Raw genomic sequence first — 16,758 nt, 5'->3', positions numbered from 1 at the left:
GGGATGAACGGCGAAGAGCGTCAAGGCCTCTGGCGGGCCTGGCTGCTGGGCGCCGCGCTGATCTCCAGCATCTGCCTAGTCAATATCCTGACCATCCAGCACGACGCGCCGCAGGAAGGCGTATGGCCGCCGGTCATCTGGGAAGTCAGCAGCGCCCTGGTGACCATGGTCATCTTCGCGATCCCGGCCGTGGTGGCGCTGTGGTCGTTCCGGACCGCGCCGCGTTGGTGGAAGGCCGCGCCCGTCCACCTCGTCGCGGTCCTGATCTATTCGGTGCTCCACGTCTCGGGCTTCCTGGCCCTGCGTCATCTGGCCTACGCCCTGGTGATGCACGAGCCCTACGGCTACGGCCCGCTCTCCAGCGAGTTCCCCTACGAGTTCCGCAAAGACCTGCTGGCCTACGGCCTGGCCTCGACCATCTATTATCTGTCGCTCCGACGCAGCGCGCAGGAAGCGGCCAAGGCCGCTCCGCCGCCGGCGGGCGCGGCCAGTTTCGACATCCGCGATGGCGCGCGGCTGCTGCGAGTTCCGGTCAACGAGATCCTGGCCGTGCGCTCGGCTGGCAACTATGCCGAATTCCTCCTGGCCGACGGACGCCGGCCGCTGATGCGCTCGTCCCTCGGCGCGTTGGAGCAGGATCTGGCCGCCCATGGCTTCGTCCGCACCCATCGCTCATGGCTGGTCAATCCCGCCCGCGTCACCGGCCTGCGTCCCGAGGGTTCGGGCGACTACGCAGTCGAACTCGGCGAGACCGAAGCGCCGTTGTCGCGCCGGTTCCCGCAAGCCCTGGCCGCCCTGCGCGGCTAGTCCAGCAGCAGACCCATGACGATGTCGTCCTCGACGCTGCCGTCGGGGTGGCGGCCACGTCCGGGCAAGCGGCCCTCGATCTTGAAGCCCAGCCGCTGGTAGAGCCGCTGGGCGCCGAGATTGTTCGCGCCTGTGCCCAACTCGATCCGCCCGACCGACGGGGTCATGCCACGCGCCGTGTCGATCAGGACCTGAAACAGGGCTGTGCCGACGCCCCTGCCCTGCCAGTCCGGATCGACCGCCACGGTCAGGTCCGTCAGAACGTGGCGGAACAGCGCGATCTTCATGCGCTCGACATGCAGTTCGCCGCACAGGATCCCGTCGGCGGCGACCGCGACCAGATTGACCCCGCCGTCGGCCGAAGCCGCCATGGCGTGGGCGACGTAGTCGGCGGTGACCTCCTCCGGGACCCGCGCCAAGCCGCCTGGCAGCGCCGCGACCTTGCGGTGCAGGGCCAGGATGCCGGCCGCGTCGTCGGGCCTGGCCGGACGGACCTCGAAGCGGGTCATCGTAAGGCGGCCCGCTGGAACGGGTAGAAGTCGCCGCCCAGCCCCAGGATCACCGTCAACTCGTCCAGCGCCTCCCGTCCTTCGACGATCAGCGACGGATCGGCCAGGTCGGCGGGCGCCAAGCGGTCGCGATAGCGATGCTCGGCCCAGGCGTTCAGGTGGGCATGCAAGGTCGCGTCGAACCGTTGCCCCGGGTTCGTCGCCGTCAGCTCCGCGTCGGTCAGCACCACCCGCAGGCGCAGGCAGGCCGGGCCGCCGCCGTTGCGCATGCTCTGGCGAACGTCGACATACTCGACGCGGCCGATGGGTCCGTTGGAGCTGGCCAAGCCTTGTGCGGCGGCATGGGCGCGCGGGTTGTCGCGGGTCTCGCCGGGGGCCAGCAGCACCAGGCGGTCCTCACCGGGCAGCACCAGAAGCTGGGAGTTGAAGAGATAGCTCTTCACCAGATCGTCCATTGGCAGGTCGGCTTCGCTGATCTCGACGAAGGCCGGTTCGAATAGCCCCTCGGCGGCCCGGCGGACATCCGCCTCTATCGCCGCACGGTCCTCGAAGGCGCGCTCGTGGAACAGCAGGCACTCGCGCGTCCCCACGCAGACCACGTCGTTGTGGAACGCCCCGCCGTTGATCGCGTCCCGACCCTGCCGGGCGAAGACGCCTCGCGCCGCGCCGTGCCGACGCTCGACCGCCTCGAAGGCCTCGCGGGTCTGGCGGGCGGGATAGCGGCCGTCCCAGCGCTCCCAGGCCTCGCGTCCCCAGACGAACAGATTGACCCCGGCCTCGCCATGGTCGGCGCACAGCCGCACGTGATTGGCCGCGCCCTCGTCGGCGAAGTGCGGCTGGGCGGGCAGCGGTTCGTGGACGGCGAAGCGGTCGCGGTCGGGGAAGAGGCGGCGCAGCGACCGTGTCGTCTGCTCGCCCTCCAGGCTACGGTGCAGGTTGGTCAGCAGGTTGGCCGGGGTGAAGTGCACGCGGCCGTCGGCCGTGTCGGCGCTGGGCGTGACCGTGGCGGCGTTGGCGGCCCACATCGGCGAGGCCGAATAGGCGGCGGCCGCCATGGCCGGCGCGTCCTTCCAGGCCTTCTCGACGACCTGGGCGTCGGAGCCTGAAAAGCCGATGGACCGCAGCAACGCCAGGTCCGGCCGCTCGTGCGGAGGCAGCACGAACTGCGGCACGCCCCAGTCGGCCAGTTTGCGCATCTTGGTAAGACCTTCCAGCACCGCGGCGCGCGGGTTGGAGACCTCGCCGGCGTTGGCCTGGCTGGCGATGTTGCCTGGCGACAGGCCGACATAGGAATGGGTCGGCCCGACCAGGCCGTCGCAATTGGCCTCGACCGCCCGTGAGGTCATTCGCGCAGTCCCTTGATATCGCCCAGGGTGTTGGCCACCGCCGAAGCCTCGAAACTGGCGACGGGATAGGCGCAATAGTCGGCGGCGTAGTAGGCGCTGGGACGGTGATTGCCCGACGAACCGAGACCGCCGAACGGCATGGTGCCCGCAGCGCCGGTGGTCGGACGGTTCCAGTTCACCACCCCGGCCCGGATGCGCTTGAGGAAATGCTCCCAACGCGCCGTTTCATTGGAGACAAGCCCTGCAGACAAGCCGTAGCGCGTGGCGTTGGCGGCGGCGATGGCTTCGTCGAACGAGCCAACGCGGCGCACCTGCAGCAGCGGCGCGAACAGCTCCTCGTCCGGCACGGTCTGGCCGGTGACGTCGACCAAACCCGGCGAGACGAACGCGCCGCTCAGCCCTTCGACGCCCGACATGGCGCGCACGGTCTTGCCCGGCATAGCCTTGGCGCCGGCCAGGGCCATAGCGGCGGCGCGGTCCGAGATCAGGGGGCCCATGAAGACCTCTTCCCGCCCGTTCCACGGGCCGATGGACAGGCGGTCGGACAGGGCCGCCACGGCGTCGATCACCGCCTGCCCCGCCGCATCGTCGGAAACGATGAGCCGCCGGGCGCACGAGCAGCGCTGGCCGGTGGTGATGAAGGCCGACTGCACGACCAGGGCCGCGACGGCCTCGACGTCGCCCGCGTCCCAGACCACCAGCGGATTGTTGCCGCCCAGCTCCAGAGCCAGGATCACGTCGGGCCGATCGGCGAAGTGGCGGCGGAAGAAGGCGCCGGCGGCGGCCGAGCCGGTGAACAGCAGGCCGTCGATCTCCTGGTCGATCAGGGCCTGGCCGACCTCGCGGCCGCCCTGCACCAGATTGACGACGCCGGGCGGCAGGCCGGCCTCCTCCAACGCTTGGACCAGCAGTTGGCCGGCCAGGGGCGTCTCTTCCGAAGGCTTGAACACCACGGTGTCGCCGGCCAGCAGCGCCGGCACGATGTGGCCGTTGGGCAGGTGGCCCGGGAAGTTGAACGGCCCCAGCACCGCCATCACGCCGTGGGCCTTGTGGCGCAGAACGGCGCGGCCGAACGCCATGTCGCTGGCGTGCTCGCCGGTGCGTTCGTCATAGGCCTTGATCGAGGCCTCGACCTTGCCGGCCATCGAGCCCAGCTCGGCCTTGGTCTCCCACAGCGCCTTGCCGGTCTCGCGGCTCAGGGATTCGGCGAAGGTGGCCGTGCGGGCCACCAGCACGTCCTTGTAGCGCCGCAGGATCGCGATCCGCTCCTCGCGCGACCGGTCCGACCAGCCCGGGAAGGCCTTGCGCGCGGCCTCGACGGCCGCCGCCACGTCGGCGACGCCGGCGGTGGACTGACGCCAGATGACGTCGCCGGTCGTCGGATCGATCGAAGTCGCCTGAGGCCCGGCGCCCGCGCGCCACACGCCATCGATGAACACGCCGCCGCTCATGCCTTCACCCGCACCATTTCGCCGTCCTTCACGCCCAGGGCCGCCGCGGCGTCCCGTCCGATGATCGCGCTCTCGCCGTCGACCAGCACCGGCGCCCGTACGGCCCGGAACCGCGCCACCGCGCCCGAGCAGATCAGGGCCTCCTCGCCATAGGCGTCCTCGCCCAGCCGCACCCGCAGGCGGCGGCCTTCGCGCACCGTCTTGATGTCGTCGCGCCGCGCCGCGACCGTCGGGCCGGCGTCGAAGATGTCGATCAGGCCCGAGAACCGGAAACCTTCGGTCTCCAGCATGGCCCGCGCCGCCTCGCCCTCGCGGTGCACGCGGCCGATGGTCTGGGCGGCGGCCTGGGGCAAGAGCTCGGCATAGATCGGGTGGCGGGGTGCCAGGTCCAGGATGAACTGGCCGTCGGTCGAGGCGCTCATCATGTCGGCCTCGTCGAACTCCAGCCGGAAAAACTTGCTGGCCACGTGCTCCCAGAACGGACAGCCGCCGTCCTCGTCGAACCAACCGCGCAACTCGGCCAGCACCATCTCGGCGAAACGCTGGGGCTCCAGGCCGATCAGCATGTAGCGCGACTGGGCCAGCAAGCGCCCCGCCCCGCCCTTGCGGCGCTCGGGCTTGAGGAACAGCGAGCCGACCTCGGACCAGCCGGCGCATTCGTTGACCAGCACCAGGGCCCGGTGGTCGAAGCGCTTGTCCAGCGTGGGAGAAGATTGCGCCAAGGTCACGACGCGGAACGAGAAATGCGGCCGCTTCAGACCCACGCCCGCCTTGACCCCGGCCACGCCCACGACGTCGCCCTCGGCCAGGTCTTCCAGCATCAGGGTGTACCAGGCCTCCGGGGCGGCGACCTCGGAATGGAAGCTCTTCTGCGACAGGTTCAGCCGGGCGCGCAGGGTCTGCTCGTCTTCCGGCAGGCTGGTGAAACCGCGACCCGACAGGACCGCCAGTTCCATCAGGCTGTCGAAGTCGGCAGGCATCGCGGGACGTACGACGAGCATTCTAAACGGTCTCCACCAGGTCGGTCATGGCCGCGCGCAAGGCGGGACCGTCGATCTCGCCGCTGGCCAGTTTCATCAGGATCAGGGCCGAGAGCTGGGCGCGCTCGACGAAGCTGTCGGGCCAGGCGTGTTCGGCCTCGCTGTGGATATCGCCGCCGCGCACCCCCAGGGTGTCGACATTGGGCAGGCCCGAGGCGAACAGGTTGTTGCCCTCGCAGACCCCGCCGGAAGGCTTCCAGGCGATGTCCTGGCCCAGCAGGGCGCCGGCCTCCTTCACCGCGCCGAACAGGCGCTGCTGGGCGGCGTTGAACGGCTTGGCGCCGCGGGTGATGCGGCCGTGCAGATGGGCGTGGAGACCTTCGCCGGTCGAAGCCACGATCTTCTCGACCTCGCCCTCGAACCAGGCCGCGTCGGCGGCGGCGGGGAAGCGGACATTGAAGCGCACCACGGCCACGTCCGGCACCATGTTCAGCGGAGAGCCGCCGTCGATCTTGGCGATGTTGCAGGTCACGCCCTCGCGCTGGCCGTTCAGGGCGTGCAGGGCCTGGGCGATGCGCGCGGCCTCCATAACCGCGTTGCGGCCGGCGGCGAAGTCGCGACCGGCGTGGGCCGCCTTGCCGTGGACCACGATGTGGAAATTGCCCGAGCCCTTGCGGGCGCTGGCCAAGGCCCCGTCGGCCAGGGCCGGCTCGTAGGTCAGGCCCACATGGCCCAGCCGCGCGAACTCGGCCAGGACCGGCGCCGAGGCGACCGAGCCGATCTCCTCGTCTGGCGACAGCAGCACGCGATAGCCGACGCGCGCGGCCAGCGGATGGCGCTCGAAGGCCTCCAGCGCGGCCAACATCACCGAGATGCCACCCTTCATGTCGGCGATGCCCGGCCCATGCAGGGCGCCGTCCGGACGGGTGGTGACGGTCTGGAAGCCGGAGGTCTCGGGATAGACGGTGTCGTAGTGGCCGGTCAGCACCACCTGCACCGGCGCCTCGGGCCGAACCACCACGGCGATGGCGGCCGGATGGGCCTGCTCGCCGACCTTGCCGTCGGATGCCACCTCGGGCGAAGCGGCCAAGGGAATATCGGTCGGCGCGGCGGGCAGCACGCTAAAGGCGTCGAGCAAAACTTGCCGCTGGCGCTCCAGCCCCGCCAGGTGACGGCTGCCGGAGTTGATGCCGCACCAAGCGACCGCGCGATCGATGATCAGGGCGCCTTGGCCGGCCAGATGATGCAGAACGGCGCGATCATCGTCGTTGAGTCGCATGAATCCACTGTCTCCCTCAGTTCAAACTAAACCAAGGGCCGCGGACGTTTCGTGCTTCCTGCGGTGAGGAAACCGGGCGTCCACGCAACAGCCTTGCTCCGAACAGCCGCCGACCGTTGTCGAGGCCGGGTCGGAATTCGGATCGGTTACCGCGTGCTTCCGGGCCAGCGCCAAGTGGAAGCGGGTCAGTTGTAGTCCTTTCTCCAGCGCACCGAAAGCTGGGTGTCGCCCTGGCTGCCGATCTTGGAGACCAGCGACAGCGCCCGGCGGACCCGCCACTCGACCTGGGCCGAGGGCCCTTCCCGGCCACCGCCGATGATCTCGATATAGACGTCGTCGGTCACGTACTTGCCGCCCGCCACGGTCATGCCCGTGGCGCTCTCGGCGAAGGACAGCCGGTCCAGACCCGCGAAGCTGCGCAGGTTGCCGATCACGTCGAAGCCGCCGCCGCCCGCCAAGGCGGCCAGGGCCGAGGCCAGCTGGGCGGCCTCGATGGGCGTCAGGTTGGCGGCCGACGATCCGAACAGCACCTGCGAGAGCACCTCGTCCTGCGGCAGTTCGGGCTTGGAGGTCAGGGTGATTTCCGGCTTGGCGGCCGTGCCCTGCACCCGCACCACGGCGGTCAGGGTGGTGTCCTCGCGCGTCGCCGTCAGGTCCAACCGGATGCGATCCAGCTGGGTGGCCAGGCGCACCGTGCCGTTCTGGTCGAACTCGAACCGCTTGCCCGCGAAGTCGTATTCGCCGCGCACCATCCGGGCCTCGCCGCTGAGCTGCGGACTATTGGTCGAGCCGCCGACATGGGCGTTCAGCGACAGCTCCACGTCCAGGCCCCGGCCACGCACGAAGACCCGCCGGGGCGCGGTCAGGGTCACGTCCAGCAGCATGCCGCTGCCCGGAACCACCTTTCGCGCTTCGACGCCCTGGTCCATGTCCTCGGGACGATTGCGTTCGACGACGTCCATCGAGACGACGCCGGCGGGGGTCTTGGTCTGGGCCGAGACGTCGGCGCGGTCGATGGTCAGGGCCCCGGTCAGCTTAACCTTGCCGTCCGCGCCCCGGTTGATCGTCGTCTGGCCGCTGGCGGTGGCCGAGGCCAGGTCGTTGTCGATGACTCGGAAGCCCTTCAGGTCCAGCTTGAAACTGCCCAAGCCGTCGCGCGCCAAGCTGATGCGGCCCGAGCCCGACATCGTGCCGCCCTGCCCGTCGCCGCCGGACACCTGGCTGACGTCGATGGCGTTGTCGGCCAGGGCCACGCGCACGACGACGTCGCGCAGGCTGAGACCCGTCTGGCCGTCGTCGACCCGGCCGTTCTCGAAGCTGGCGCGGCCGGTCAGGCGCGGATCGGCCAGGGTCCCGGCCAGCTGCCCTTCGGCGTCGATCATGCCCGACACGCTGCGTTCGGAGCTGCCCAGCAGGTCCCACAGCGGCTTGACCTCGCCCTTGGCCGTGAACTGGCCGCGCACCTGGCGGGTGCGGTCGATGGCCAGCCGGAAGGGCTTGGCCGACGCCTCGGTCGGCAGGGTCACCTCGGCCTGAGCCTGCAGTCCCTGGGTGTTGGAACTGGTGGCGCTGATGGTCATGAGGTTGTCGCGCAGCGCGCCCTTGATCTTGGCGTCCAGCGAGCGGTTCGGATTGGTGCCTCGCTCGCGCGCCCCGATCAGGTTGGCGTCGAAGTCGCCGATCAGGTTCGAGCCTGAACCGGACAGCGTTGCGTGGGCGTCGATCTTGCCGGCCATGTCGGGATTGATGGCCGTCAGGCTGACGCCGGTGAGCTGCGCTCGCAGATTGGCCAGATCGCCGCCGACGTCGGCGTCCAGGTCGGCCGCGCCGTCCCCGACCGAAAGACGCAGGCGAGCGGCCGTGCGCGGCCCTCCGAAGCGGATCTCGGCCGTCTCGCGGGTCTTGATCTCGGTGCGCGCCATGGTTCCGGCCGCGTCCAGCGTCAGCAGATAGGTCTCGCCGGTGGGCGTCAGAACGCCCGAGCCGCCCAGCTTCCAGCGCCCGGACGGCGCCTCGCCCAGGGCGTCCACCGTCAGCGGCAGGCGCGCCATCGGCCCGTTCGCCTTGATCGCCGCCCGCCGTACCTTCCACGCGCCGCTGACGATATCGCCGGCGGTCAGGTCGAGCTGCGCCGTCGGGCCCGCCGCGCCGTCGACGATCTTGGCCGTGCCGGCGACCCGTCCTTGGGGCAGGAAGGCGCCGGGACCGATCGCCACCACCAGATCGGCGGTCGCCGGCCGGTTGTCGCGCAACGAGACCGCGCCCTTGGCCTTGGCTCCGCCCGCGTCGACGTCGAGGTCCGACAACTCCAGGCCGCCCGGCGCGAACCGGAAGGCGGTGCGCCCCCTGGCTGGGCCGTACTGGCTGCCCGCCTCGACCGAGGCCGTGCCGTCGGTCCCGTTGGCGCCCCGGGCGAAGGACAGCAAGACGTGGGCGTCCTTCAACGGCAGGCGCGGCACGGCGATGGAGTCGAAGTCGGCGACCAGGTCGGCCTTGGGCGCGGCCAGGGTTCCGGTCACCGCGCCCGTGCCCTTGGCCTTGCCCGACACCTCGACGGGACCGGCCGTGAACGGTCCCTCGGCCGTCCAGTCCAGCTTGAAGCCCAGCGCCGTGCCCGGACCCAGCACGCCGGAGCCGCGCACCGAGGCGGAGGTTCCGTCCAGCTTGCCGTCGGCGACCGACAGCTTGCCGTCGTTCCAGGCGCCTCGAGCGTTGAACCGCGGGGTCTTGCCCAGCAGGCGGTCCAGCTCGGAAAGGCCGGTCGCGAAATTGGCGCCGCGCGCATCGACGTTCAGCATCCAGGGCTTGCCGACGCCCTGGCTGGCCGACCACTTGGCCGTCGCCTGCCCGGCCATGCCGGGCCGCACCGGCGCCAGGGAGGCCACCTTGGCGTCGCCCTTGAACGACAGTCCGCCGAACACGCCGCGCTCGCCCTGGGCGTCGACCTTCAGGTTCGGCGCCTGGACCTTGGCCGAGCGGATCAGGAAACGGCCGTCCTTCAGCCGTGCGCCCTCGAACTGGGCCGAAGGCGACTTGCCCAGCACGGCCAGTAGCCCCTGGCCGCCGCCGCCCTCGGTGGTCGCCTCGGCCTTGATCGTCAGCTCGCCGCGCTTCCAGCCCACGCTGGCCGGCCCCTTGGCCCGCGCCAGGCGGTAGCCCAGCCAGGACAGGTCGCGCACATCGACCTTGCCGTCAATCTGGAAGCCGTCGCCGTTCAGGTGGAAGACGCCGTCGGCAACGCCCGCGCCCAGGGTCGGCAGCGGGGTTAGGCGCGAGAGGTTGGCGACCTTGGCGTGGAAGGCCAGCCCGGCCGGCGCCGTGATCCGCTTGCCGAGATCGGCCGGACCATGGGCGACGAGATCCAGATTCTGACTGTCGACCTTCAGGTCCAGGTCGCTGAAGGCGCCGACCTTGCGACCGACGATCGAGAAGCGGGCGTCGGCGCCGAACATCCGCTCCTCGCGGTCGGTCAGGGTCGAGGCCGAAAGATCGACGTCGCCGGCGGCCGAGCCGCCCTGCGGCGTCCAGGCCCCGCCCGCCTTCAGCGGCGTGGCCTTGCCCGAGCGAGCCAGGACCGTGAAGGCGCCCTGGCTGACGGTGCCGTGCGCCTTGGCGTTCAGCTGGAAGGGCCGGTCGGCTGCCAGTCCCATCGCCCCCGCCAGCGCCCCGCCGTTGGCCTCCCAGGCCTCGGCGTCCAGCAGTAGGGTCTTGTCGCGTCCCAGGTCGAACACGAGCTTGAGGTGGTCGCCCGCGTGCAGACGGCTCAGAACCGACAACGCGCCCTTCTGCCCGCCAAGACGGGCCATCTCGTATTCGCCGTTGAGGTCGAAATCGCCGGCCCGGCGGCTGAACTCCGGCCGGGTGATCAGGCGCAGGGCCACATGGTCCAGGTCCACCGACACCGGCGCGGCGCTGGACTTTCCCTTCGGTGTCAGGGTCGGGCGACGCAGCACCGTCACCTGGCGGGCGGTGATGTCGTCGGCGTGGAAGCGGCGGTAGAACAGCTCGGCGGGCCGCCAGTCGACGCGAAGGTCGGCCGCCTCCAGCCAGACGCCCTTCTCGTCGCTGATCGTCAGGCGGCGAACGCCGAAGACGCTCCAGATATCGCCGGTCAGCCCCTCGATCTTCAGCTTGCCGATCCGGCCCAGCTTCAGGCCGCTGGTCCGGGCTTCGAGGAAGGCGCGGCCCTGCGGGGTGATCGCGCCGAAGCGCACGCCGCCGAGCAACAGCGCGACCACCAGGACCAGGCTCACCGAGACGATGATCACCAGACCGGGCCAGCCGATCTTGCGCGCGACCTTGGTGGCCGTCTGGGCGACGGCTTCGGGGATGTCCTCAGGCGGTGGCGGCGGGACGTCCGTCAAAAGCTCTGCCCGATGCTGATATAGACCTGGAAAGCCGGATCGCCTTCGCGCTTGCTGATCGGCATGGCGAAGTCGGCGCGGATCGGCCCGAAGCCCAGGTCGTAGCGCACGCCGACGCCCACGCCGACCCCGAAATCATCGCCGTTGGGCCACTTGTCGACCCCGACCGCGCCCGCGTCGACGAACAGCACCCCGCCCCACTTGTCGGTGAACTTGTGGCGCAGCTCCACCGAGCTTTCCAGCAGCGACAGGCCGCCCTGAGGCGTGGTGGTGCCGTCGATGCGGGGGCCGATGGCCTGGTAGGAATAGCCGCGCACCGAACCGCCGCCGCCGGCATAGAAGCGGTTGGAAGCCGGCACCTCGGGCATGGTTCCGCCCAGGATCTGCCCGGCCTTCAGGCGGCCGGCCAGCACCGTTCGCGCGCCCTGGCCGAACGGCAGATAGGCGGTGCTCTGCGCCTGGACCTTGAAGAAGGCCATGGTCAGGTCGCCGGTGATCGCGGTCGGCTCGCCCCGCAGTTCCAGCCGCCAGCCCTTGGTGGGGTCCAGCACGCTGTCGGAGCGGTCCCAGGCCTGGGCGCCCAGCAGGGTGAAGGTGGCGAAGTTCTGCCGGATGTCGGTGGTGACGCCGTTTTCCGTGGTCGGCGAATCGATCTGCGACAGGTCCAGCGAGACGCCGTAGGTCCGATAGACCGTCGGACGCAGGCGCCGGGTCAGGTCGGCCCCCAGGTGCGCGCCCGTTTCGGTATAGGCGTCGGTGTCGTCCCGGAATATGGCGGTGTTCAGCTTGAGCGTCTGCTGGGCGCGCCGCCAGTGCGGCAGGGCCAGCTCGGCCTCGATCCGGCTGTCCAGCTTGGCCAGGCGCGCGGTGAAGGTGGTGGTGTCGGCGCGGCGCAGGCGGTTGTAGCGGATCCATTTGACGTCGACGCCGGGACCGTCGGTGCTCGAATAGCCGGCGCCCAGTTCCAGCGTGCGCGACTTGCGGTCGGCCAGGGTCACGACCACGGGCCGCAGGCCGTCGGGACGGGCCTTTTCTTTGGGGGCCAGGGAGACGCCGATGGTGTCGTACACCCCGGTGTCGCGCAGGCGGCGCTCCAGTTCGGCGATGTCGTCGGGCTCGTAGACGTCGCCCGACTTCCAGGGCGCCAGGTGCTGGACCCAGGCCGGGTTCGAGCGCCCCTGGGTGATCACCTCGACGCCGTCGACATGGGTCAGTTCGCCGGCCGCGATCTTGAAGGTGGGCCGGACGGTATGGTCGGCGTGATCGACCACCACCTCCCGCGGCTCGGCCGCCGCATCGGCATAACCTAGCTGCTGTACCTGGGAGACGACGCGCCCCTCGGCCGCCAGGACGTCGGCGGCGCGGCCAGGCTCGCCCGGGGTCAGGCGGATCACGTCGTGGGCGCGCTGCGCCACGCCGTCGTCGGGCTCGGGCCCCGCCCAGGCCAGCTGCGGGTCGGCGATGACGAACACCGGACCCGGAGTGATCTTCAGGACGGGACGCGGCGGATCCGATTCGGAGACGTCCGGCTCGACCACATAGGCGTAGTAGCCTTCGGAGCGCAGCACCTCGACCGCGTCGTCGCCGGCCTCGCGGGCCCGTCGGCGAGCTTCCGACCGGCTGCGGGGCGGCGCCTTGGTTTCGGTCATGGCGCGCTGAATGGCTTCGCGGAGCGCGCGGTCCTCGACGCCGGTGATGGTGGCCGCGGGTTCAGCCGCAAGGACATGGCCGGCGCCCAACAGGGCCGCCGCAGTCACGCCAAGGGCAAATCTCTTACGCACCAAGCCTTCCAGTCCCCGCGCGGAGCGCCCCCGAACCCCTGTAGTCGCCACCCCGCCGACTGTCACGCAGTGAAATGTGACGGAACGCTTCGAGCGGGGCTTCCCTCTTGGCGATATTGGCGCCCAAATGTTGAGCACTCCTGCACATCATTTCCGTGGGGCGCGAAAAGCGCCGCTTCCACACTTCGCGCGTTCTAGGCTGGATCGGGATACGCCGCCCCAATGCGGCGTCTAGGGCGGACCAAAGTGGACACAGGCGTGGCGGCGAAAATCCAGGACATCGACGATACTCCCAGCCTGCCGATGACCGGGGCGGCGTACCTGCCCGGCGTCGCCTATGACGAGATGATCGCCCAGGGCGGCGACGTCCGCGCCCACTACGCGGCGCTGCAGAGCCGAATCTCCACCCTGGCCGCCGGCGAGCTAGCCGACCGCCAGCGGATGCTGGAGCGCTCGTTCCTGCTGCAGGGCATCACCTTCACCGTCTACGGCGCCGACAGCGCCACCGAACGGATCATCCCGACCGACCTGTTCCCCCGCATCCTGCCGGCCCAGGAATGGGCCAAGATCGAGGCGGGCCTGACCCAGCGTCTTCAGGCGCTGAACATGTTCCTGGCCGACATCTACGGCGAGCAGCAGATCCTGATGGACGGGGTCGTGCCGCGCGAGCTGGTGCTGGGCGCGCCGTCGTACCGGCGCGAGATGCAGAACGTCTACGTGCCCCACAAGGCCTACGCCAATGTCTGCGGCAGCGACCTGATCCGGGGCCAGGACGGCGAATTCGCCGTGCTGGAGGACAATCTGCGGGTGCCGTCTGGCGTGTCCTACATGCTGGCCAACCGCGACGCCTCCAAGCGGACCTTCCCTGGCGCATATCGCGAAGCCGGCGTGCGGCCGGTCGAGCGCTATCCCGACCTGCTGCTGGCCACGCTCAAGAGCATGAGCGCCGACTGGCGGCCTAACCCGCAGGTCGTTGTGCTGACCCCGGGCGTCTACAATTCGGCCTATTACGAGCACGCCTACCTGGCCCGCCTGATGGGCGTGCCGCTGGTCGAAGGCCGCGACCTCGTGGTCCATGACAACATGGTCTACATGCGCACCACCACGGGCCTTCGCCGGGTGGACGTGATCTATCGACGGGTCGACGACGACTTCATCGACCCCCTCGCCTTCCGCCGCGATTCGTCGCTGGGGGCCGCGGGCCTGTTCAACGCCTATCGCGCCGGCAACGTGGTGATGTGCAACGCGCCGGGCACCGGGGTGGCCGACGACAAGGCCGTCTACGCCTTCGTGCCGGACATCATCCGCTACTATCTCGGCGAGGACGCCATCCTGCCCAACATCGAGACCTTCCTCTGCCGCGAGCCGGCCCAGCTGAGCCACGTGCTCGACAATCTGGACAAGCTGGTGGTCAAGGCGGTGGGCGCGTCGGGCGGCTACGGCATGCTGGTGGGACCGCACGCCTCGGCCAAGGAGCGCTCGGACTTCGCCGACGCCCTCAAAGCCGATCCGGCCAACTACATCGCCCAGCCCACCATCCAGCTGTCGACCGCGCCCTGCCTGGTCGACGGCCGGATCGAGCCCCGCCACGTCGACCTGCGCCCCTTCATCCTGTCGGGCGAAAAGACCGTGGTCACCCCCGGCGCCCTGACCCGCGTGGCGCTGAAGCGCGGCTCCCTGGTGGTCAATTCCAGCCAGGGCGGCGGGTCGAAGGACACCTGGGTGCTGGCCGAGGAGAACGGCGCCAACGGCGACAAAGGAGCCGCCCAATGATGCTCGCCCGCGTCGCCGACAGCCTCTACTGGCTGGGCCGCTACATCGAACGGGCCGAGCACCTGTCGCGCCTGTCGACGGTGATGCTCAACGCCACGCTCGACCAGACCGACACCGGCGTCGAGGCCGTGCGGATCGCCCTGTCGGCGGTGGGCGAGAACGACCTGACGACGGGCGCCTTCGAGGCGGCGAACAGCCTGGTTCTGGACCGCGCCGACCCCGCCTCGGTGGTCTCGTCGCTGTCGCGAGCCCGGGAGAACGCCCGGCAGGTCCGCGACCAAATCACGACCGAGACCTGGGAGCGGCTGAACCTGCTCTATCTGAAGGTCATCGATCGCAACGCCGGCCGCGAGTTCGCCGACAATTCGGTGGCCTTCCTGCACGACATCATCGCCGACGTGCATCTGTTCAAGGGCGCGGCCGACACCACCATGAGCCATGGCGAAAGCTGGCGGTTCATGATGGTGGGCATCTATCTGGAGCGCGCCCAGCTGATCGCCAGCCTCCTGGAGGCCTGCTTCTCGGAGGACAGCCCCAAGGTCAACGACCACCTGGCCCTGGTCAGCCTGCTGCGGATGGGCTGCGCGCTGGAGCCGTATCTTCGGGTCTACACCGCCGAGATCGAGCCCCGGCACATCCTGGAGTTCCTGGTCTTCGACGAGGACTTCCCGCGTTCGATCCGGTTCGCCACCAGCCAGATCGAGAAGCACCTCAGCGAACTGGCCCGCCACGTCGAGGCCACCGGCCGCGCCGCGCCGGAACGTCTGGCCGGCCGTCTGAAAGCCCGGCTGGAATTCGCCGACGTCGGCGAGCTGGAAAGCCAGGGCGCCGGCGAACTGCTGACCACCGTGGCCAACGAATGCGCCCGCATCCACCAGGCGATCTACGAGACGTTCGTCGCCTACCCCCTGGAAATGCGCCTCCCCGCTTAGGACGATCCCTCGTGTTGCTCGAAATCCGCCACGTCACCCAGTACCACTACGAGCGGCCGGTCCGCGAAAGCCTGATGGAGCTGTGGATGCAGCCCCAGAAGGGCGCGCGCCAGCGGCTGGTCAGCTTCGAACTGGACATCGAGCCGGCCGCCCAGGTGTTCTCCTACGCCGACAGCTTCGGCAACGCCGTCTATCACTTCGACGTGCCCCAGCCGCACGACGGCCTGACGATCATCGCCCGCTCGGCGGTTGAGACCGAGCCGGTGCACGAATGGCCCCTGCCGCTGGACATGGGCGAGTGGGAGCGGCTGAAGAGCGCCTTCGTGAAGGGCGAGTGCTTCGACTATCTGCGGCCCCACGGCTTCGTCCAGATGACCGGCGCGCTGGAAACCTTCATCACCGAGCACGATATCGACGGTCTGCGCCGCAAGGACCCCTTCTCGGCGGTCCAGGCCCTGTGCGACACGATCTACAAGGCCTTCGAGTACCAGCCCGGGGTCACCGACGCCGACAGCCCCATCGACCTGGCGCTGAGCGCCGGCCGGGGCGTCTGCCAGGACTTCGCCCACATCATGCTGGCCGTCTGCCGCTCGTGGGGCATCCCGGCGCGCTACGTCTCCGGTTACCTGTTCACCGACCGCGAGGCCGGCGATCGCTCCGACCCCGACGCCACCCATGCCTGGGTCGAGGTGTTCCTGCCCAGCTACCGCTGGGTGGGCTTCGACCCGACCAACAATGTCATGACCGGAGAGCGGCACGTGGCCGTGGCGGTGGGCCGCGACTATGGCGACGTCACCCCCTCGCGTGGGGTCTACAAGGGCGACGCCGAGAGCCACCTGGCGGTGGGGGTCTCGGTGCGCCGAGCCCGGGCGGCCGTGGCCGAGCCGGAATTCCTACGCCTGCCCCGCCCCTCCGCGCCGTTCGGCTCGGGCAACCGCCGCCGCGCCAGCGCCGACGCCATCCGCGAGCAGCAGCAGCGCCAACAGCAGCAGCAACAGCAGTAGGTCAGGACGCCGGCAGCGTCTCGATGCGCTGGGCGTACCAGTCCTTCACGCAATCTCGGGTGTCGCACTGCTGCCTGGTCCGCAGGGCGGCGAGCGCTTCGCGACGCACGCCTCCGGTCGGGTCGCCGCCGAGAGCCGTCCGGTAGCGCCTCTGAAGCTCGCGATCGAGCGTGGACAGCTCTTCATCGTCGCAAACCAGCTTTTCCGAATAGGTTCTGGCTTTCCGGCAATCGAAGCTGGGCGAGAACCTTCGGGCGACGTCGTCCATGGGCGCGGACACCGGTCCGGGGCGCCGTTCGGGCAACCCCGCCGCAGGCGGCGGGGCGGAGGCGGACGGCGCGGCGGACGCCGCCTTCATGGCCGGAGAGGGATAGAAGTACGTATAGACAGCCCAGCCCCCGGCAATGACGACCGAAGCGCACTGCACAAATCGAAACATGAATCTCGCGGTCATGACGATAGCCCTCCCCAAGAGCTATCGCATAGGATGTCACCTGCCTCGAAAACTGTCTATCGGCTGAGCTTGGATCGG

12 protein-coding genes are annotated in these 16,758 nt (G+C 69.9%); 4 read left to right on the top strand and 8 right to left on the bottom strand.

Going from position 1 to position 16,758, the window contains the following annotated elements; genetic code table 11:
* Positions 1–3: 3 nt before the first annotated feature.
* Positions 4–807 carry a LytTR family DNA-binding domain-containing protein gene (locus AC07OA_RS09115; protein ID WP_494663475.1) on the top strand — a complete coding sequence of 268 codons (804 nt, stop codon included), beginning with the start codon at positions 4–6 and terminating at the stop codon, positions 805–807.
* On the opposite strand, the gene AC07OA_RS09110 is transcribed toward AC07OA_RS09115, so the two are convergent.
* The 7 genes from AC07OA_RS09110 to AC07OA_RS09080 form a co-directional block, all read right to left on the bottom strand.
* Positions 804–1,316 carry a GNAT family N-acetyltransferase gene (locus AC07OA_RS09110; protein WP_494663474.1) on the bottom strand — a complete coding sequence of 171 codons (513 nt, stop codon included), beginning with the start codon at positions 1,314–1,316 and terminating at the stop codon, positions 804–806. The two genes, AC07OA_RS09115 and AC07OA_RS09110, sit on opposite strands and share 4 nt — an antisense overlap.
* The gene (gene astB, locus AC07OA_RS09105) at positions 1,313–2,662 is read right to left on the bottom strand and encodes an N-succinylarginine dihydrolase (protein WP_494663473.1); all 1,350 of its coding nucleotides are present in this window, start codon (positions 2,660–2,662) and stop codon (positions 1,313–1,315) included. Before astB ends, AC07OA_RS09110 begins: the two co-directional genes overlap by 4 nt.
* Positions 2,659–4,113, bottom strand: coding sequence for a succinylglutamate-semialdehyde dehydrogenase (gene astD, locus AC07OA_RS09100; RefSeq protein WP_494663472.1), 1,455 nt, complete (start codon positions 4,111–4,113; stop codon positions 2,659–2,661). Before astD ends, astB begins: the two co-directional genes overlap by 4 nt.
* Positions 4,110–5,114 carry an arginine N-succinyltransferase gene (locus AC07OA_RS09095; RefSeq protein WP_494663471.1) on the bottom strand — a complete coding sequence of 335 codons (1,005 nt, stop codon included), beginning with the start codon at positions 5,112–5,114 and terminating at the stop codon, positions 4,110–4,112. The genes astD and AC07OA_RS09095 overlap by 4 nt, the downstream gene beginning before the upstream one ends.
* 1 nt (position 5,115) lies before the next feature.
* Positions 5,116–6,372, bottom strand: a complete 1,257-nt coding sequence (locus AC07OA_RS09090; RefSeq protein WP_494663470.1) for a hydrolase — start codon at positions 6,370–6,372, stop codon at positions 5,116–5,118.
* A 185-nt stretch (positions 6,373–6,557) separates the two neighbouring features.
* A complete protein-coding gene (locus AC07OA_RS09085; protein WP_494663469.1) occupies positions 6,558–10,736 on the bottom strand; it encodes a translocation/assembly module TamB domain-containing protein in 4,179 nt (1,392 codons plus the stop codon).
* A complete protein-coding gene (locus AC07OA_RS09080; RefSeq protein ID WP_494663468.1) occupies positions 10,733–12,517 on the bottom strand; it encodes an autotransporter assembly complex protein TamA in 1,785 nt (594 codons plus the stop codon). The genes AC07OA_RS09085 and AC07OA_RS09080 overlap by 4 nt, the downstream gene beginning before the upstream one ends.
* A 258-nt stretch (positions 12,518–12,775) precedes the next feature.
* Here AC07OA_RS09080 and AC07OA_RS09075 point away from each other — a divergent pair, with 258 nt between their 5' ends.
* The 3 genes from AC07OA_RS09075 to AC07OA_RS09065 are packed head-to-tail and all read left to right on the top strand — an operon-like array spanning position 12,776 to position 16,226.
* Positions 12,776–14,290 (top strand): circularly permuted type 2 ATP-grasp protein, encoded by a 1,515-nt coding sequence (locus AC07OA_RS09075; protein WP_494663467.1) that lies wholly within the window; start codon positions 12,776–12,778, stop codon positions 14,288–14,290.
* A complete protein-coding gene (locus AC07OA_RS09070; RefSeq protein WP_494663466.1) occupies positions 14,287–15,222 on the top strand; it encodes an alpha-E domain-containing protein in 936 nt (311 codons plus the stop codon). Before AC07OA_RS09075 ends, AC07OA_RS09070 begins: the two co-directional genes overlap by 4 nt.
* Positions 15,223–15,233: 11 nt before the next feature.
* A complete protein-coding gene (locus AC07OA_RS09065; protein ID WP_494663465.1) occupies positions 15,234–16,226 on the top strand; it encodes a transglutaminase family protein in 993 nt (330 codons plus the stop codon).
* Between the two features lies 1 nt (position 16,227).
* On the opposite strand, the gene AC07OA_RS09060 is transcribed toward AC07OA_RS09065, so the two are convergent.
* Positions 16,228–16,680: a lysozyme inhibitor LprI family protein gene (locus AC07OA_RS09060; protein ID WP_494663464.1), complete on the bottom strand. Its 453-nt coding sequence runs from the start codon at positions 16,678–16,680 to the stop codon at positions 16,228–16,230.
* Positions 16,681–16,758: the final 78 nt, after the last annotated feature.

Source organism: Caulobacter sp. GW821-FHT09B08, assembly GCF_059418225.1.
This window is presented reverse-complemented; position numbering and strand designations above follow the sequence as displayed.

Bases quoted from the DNA above. Each gene is read 5' to 3' on its own strand.
- AC07OA_RS09115 (WP_494663475.1), top strand. From the start codon at position 4: ATGAACGGCGAAGAGCGTCAAGGCCTCTGGCGGGCCTGGCTGCTGGGC.
- AC07OA_RS09110 (WP_494663474.1), bottom strand. From the start codon at position 1,316: ATGACCCGCTTCGAGGTCCGTCCGGCCAGGCCCGACGACGCGGCCGGC.
- astB (WP_494663473.1), bottom strand. From the start codon at position 2,662: ATGACCTCACGGGCGGTCGAGGCCAATTGCGACGGCCTGGTCGGGCCG.
- astD (WP_494663472.1), bottom strand. From the start codon at position 4,113: ATGAGCGGCGGCGTGTTCATCGATGGCGTGTGGCGCGCGGGCGCCGGG.
- AC07OA_RS09095 (WP_494663471.1), bottom strand. From the start codon at position 5,114: ATGCTCGTCGTACGTCCCGCGATGCCTGCCGACTTCGACAGCCTGATG.
- AC07OA_RS09090 (WP_494663470.1), bottom strand. From the start codon at position 6,372: ATGCGACTCAACGACGATGATCGCGCCGTTCTGCATCATCTGGCCGGC.
- AC07OA_RS09070 (WP_494663466.1), top strand. From the start codon at position 14,287: ATGATGCTCGCCCGCGTCGCCGACAGCCTCTACTGGCTGGGCCGCTAC.
- AC07OA_RS09060 (WP_494663464.1), bottom strand. From the start codon at position 16,680: ATGACCGCGAGATTCATGTTTCGATTTGTGCAGTGCGCTTCGGTCGTC.